This window comes from Arsukibacterium sp., assembly GCF_033722355.1.
Classification (GTDB): domain Bacteria; phylum Pseudomonadota; class Gammaproteobacteria; order Enterobacterales; family Alteromonadaceae; genus Alishewanella.
On record NZ_JAWVZF010000232.1, the window covers coordinates 1 to 2,962 of the forward strand.

Below are 2,962 nucleotides of genomic sequence, written 5' to 3' on the forward strand. Positions count from 1 at the left end.
CGGTAATCATCCGATTAATGGTCTGGATTACCTGGCGCATCCTGATAGCAGCCATCCGGGTTATCTGCTTGCTGCAGCACGGAATGATAATCAGCTATGGATCCTTGATCTGAGCCGGCAAAAGCCTCCTTTGGTTCAGTCATTAGAGTTCTATGCACCCACTTATTCGGCCAATACCAACCCTCCCTGCCCGGCTTATGAGAAACTTGATAATACCTCAATTGAAGGGGTCGCGGTTTCAGACAAGCTGGTGTACCTGGTTAACGATCCATGGAAAAGTCAGTATCTGAAAAATATTCAGTGTCCGGCCAACGCTGAACATTTTAAGCTGTTCTCGCCATTGCTATTTCAACTGGACATTAGCCCGCAGTGGTTTATTCAGTAATCACTGAAAGCCAGCCTGCACTGCTAGGTGGCAACGTTGGCTTCTGTTATTATAAGCTTATTGCCATGTTCAGCAGTGGTCGATTGCGCTTTGTGCTGCTGTTTAACGTCGTTTTGCGGGATATCCTATGATTAACCATTTTCGTGTGCTTGGGGTTAAAACCAATGCCAGTGATGAAGATATAAAAAAAGCTTATAAACGCCTGTCAAACCGTTATCACCCTGATAAATTACTGGAAAGTACTGAAGAGGAAAAAGAGCTGGCAGCGTTGCAGTTGCAACGGGTAAAACAGGCTTATGACGTCCTGTCAGATCCAAAACAAAAAGCCGCTTTTATTAAAGATTTTAATAATGTCATTGTCACCGACCCCGCTGCTGCGATGCAGGAGTTATGGGATCAATACTACTGACAAACTGCTATTATCATACGTATGTTTGCAAATTTCTTATTTAGACGGGTCGTCATCACATTATGGCTGCAAAATTAAACATATCACGCATTCGTGCTCTGCAGACGGATGCTACTGAAAATATCGAATCTTATCTTGACCCTGAAACGCCCAGGGCGCTTGAGCAATATACTGCCAAAATGAAAACGGTATTGCTCAGGGATCCGAAACTGCTGGAATCTTTACCGGAATATCTGCCGGTTGCCCTGTTTGGCAGGGTAAAGTTTCCCCCGGCCGCTCAGGCAAAATGGCAGCAATGGCTAGCCACTGGGGCAGCGCCTGGCTGGGACGAGTTTAAAGTGTCCGCTGCGTTTAACAACGCCGATCTGGAGCTGGTGAAAACCATTCGCGCCTATTCAGAGCCTGTGCTGATTGAAGCTTGCGCAGTGGTGTATTTAATGACACATGGCGATAACATTGCCAGCAACACACATACCCCGCGGCGCTCAGCAAAGACAGACCATGGACCTGATGCTGATGATATGGACGATTTTGCGCCAGAAGACGATTTTAGCAGTGACGACTATAGCACTGAACGCTATGACAGTGATGGCTACAGTAATGGTGACCCGGATGACAGCTTTGACGATGGGGTTGACAGCGATGAGCCAGGCTATGACAACCAATACGATGACATTCGCTTTAACAGAGAGAAACCTGAATGACTAATTTGATTGAAATTGCGGTTGCCGAGATTAAAGAACTGGCCGTTATTGAACCTAAACAGGCCAGCAAAAAATTTGAGCTTATTGCCAATACGATGAGCGACGATCAATTAGTTGAAGTCATTGAAAATATAGACATTGTCACCCTGACACAGATGAACAGCCAGCATGATATTTCGTTTCCCTCAATAATTTCTGAACTGATGAGCGCAGAGCGGATCCGCGATATTGTGTGTCAGCAGCCCCTGTACTGGGAAGAAAAAATTAAAAATAATGCAGAAGAGTTACAACAGCATACTTTTGATTTTTTAACCTATCTTATCCGCACTCAGGACAGTGAAGAAAAACAAGCTGAAATTCTGGAATGCGTTGCTGATGATCCGGCCGGCCTGTTTTATTTGTCTATTCCCTTTATTGAACTGTATCGTGGTGAGGCCATTGCAGATGATGAGGGCCTGCATGACATGCTGCATGAAGAAGAGGAAGATTTAGAAGAGGCAGTGCGCTACACCGAACGGCAGATGAATGAAGATGCCCACGGCTTAGGTATTGACGATCCCCGTAGTTTACTGGCGCTGATCCGCCAGTTAGCGCCCCGGGTAGAGCAAAATATTAAGGCGCTTATCCGTAATGAAAACTCAGGCTGGGAAGGCATCATTAATAAGTTTGCCACTGAACTTGTTATGCAGGCAAAAGAGAAAAATCAGGCCAGCGATGAATTTGCTGAAGTGGACGATATGTTTAGTTTTCTCGACTAATTCCCAATGAAAGGATAAGACGCATGCAGTTAATCGTTCGGGAGGCTGGCACCGGCCCTTTTTTAAGCCAGGTTATTAACATGGCTGTTGCCGCAGAACAGTTAAGCACCACGCAGCTTAAGCAAATCAAGAGCAAAGCCGTGCTGATGAGCCTGAAGTTTGCTGATAAATTTTATAACAAATATAAAATGCATTTGCTTGAGCAGGCAGCACACGATGTGATAGGTGTTGTCAGTCTTGGCTTGCTGGAGCTCGCGGATAAAGACCCGCAGCGGGCACTGGTGTTATTGCTGGCACCAGAAGGTCTGGTAAAACCATTTCAGAAAGGCTGGACTATGCTCAGCACCGTCAGCCGGTCAGCTGGCACTAAATCATTGTATGGTGACGTTGACGAACAATTATTGCAGCAGCTTTCAAGCCCGCCTGACGCTGAAGACTGGGCTGGCTGGCAGTATTATCAGCAGGCATTGACCGAACATCGGCGCAGCCAGTCGATGAAGTTGCTGCAACAACAGTTTTATGTCCACAGCCATTTTGATGAGTTTGAACATTTCAGCTTAGAAGAAGTCCTGGCTGAAGTGGTGTTTTATCGCGCATTGACCGGTGGCGACAAAGTCCGCCAGGATTTAAAAAAGCGTTTGCATAGCATTACGCTGCAACCGCACTGGTTTAATGAGACTTTCTTTACCCTGCAAACCGAAGCGAC

At 46.1% G+C, this 2,962-nt stretch carries 4 protein-coding genes and 1 pseudogene; all 5 read left to right on the forward strand.

All coding sequences use genetic code 11. From position 1 onward, the window contains the following. Nucleotides 1–385: pseudogene (locus R3177_RS14145) on the forward strand (hypothetical protein); the annotation flags it as partial. Between the two features lie 127 nt (nt 386–512). Continuing rightward, nucleotides 513–794 (forward strand): J domain-containing protein, encoded by a 282-nt coding sequence (locus tag R3177_RS14150; protein ID WP_318971654.1) that lies wholly within the window; start codon nt 513–515, stop codon nt 792–794. A 62-nt stretch (nt 795–856) separates the two neighbouring features. Next, a complete protein-coding gene (gene atcA, locus R3177_RS14155; protein WP_318971655.1) occupies nt 857–1,498 on the forward strand; it encodes a cold adaptation protein AtcA in 642 nt (213 codons plus the stop codon). Then, nucleotides 1,495–2,256: a cold adaptation protein AtcB gene (atcB, locus tag R3177_RS14160; protein ID WP_318971656.1), complete on the forward strand. Its 762-nt coding sequence runs from the start codon at nt 1,495–1,497 to the stop codon at nt 2,254–2,256. The genes atcA and atcB overlap by 4 nt, the downstream gene beginning before the upstream one ends. A gap of 23 nt (nt 2,257–2,279) precedes the next feature. Continuing rightward, a partial coding sequence (locus R3177_RS14165; protein ID WP_318971657.1) for a hypothetical protein occupies nt 2,280–2,962 on the forward strand: 683 nt, incomplete at its 3' end.

Excerpts from the sequence above, each read along its gene's own strand:
- R3177_RS14150 (WP_318971654.1), top strand. The coding sequence starts at position 513 with ATGATTAACCATTTTCGTGTGCTTGGGGTTAAAACCAATGCCAGTGAT.
- atcA (WP_318971655.1), top strand. The coding sequence starts at position 857 with ATGGCTGCAAAATTAAACATATCACGCATTCGTGCTCTGCAGACGGAT.
- atcB (WP_318971656.1), top strand. The coding sequence starts at position 1,495 with ATGACTAATTTGATTGAAATTGCGGTTGCCGAGATTAAAGAACTGGCC.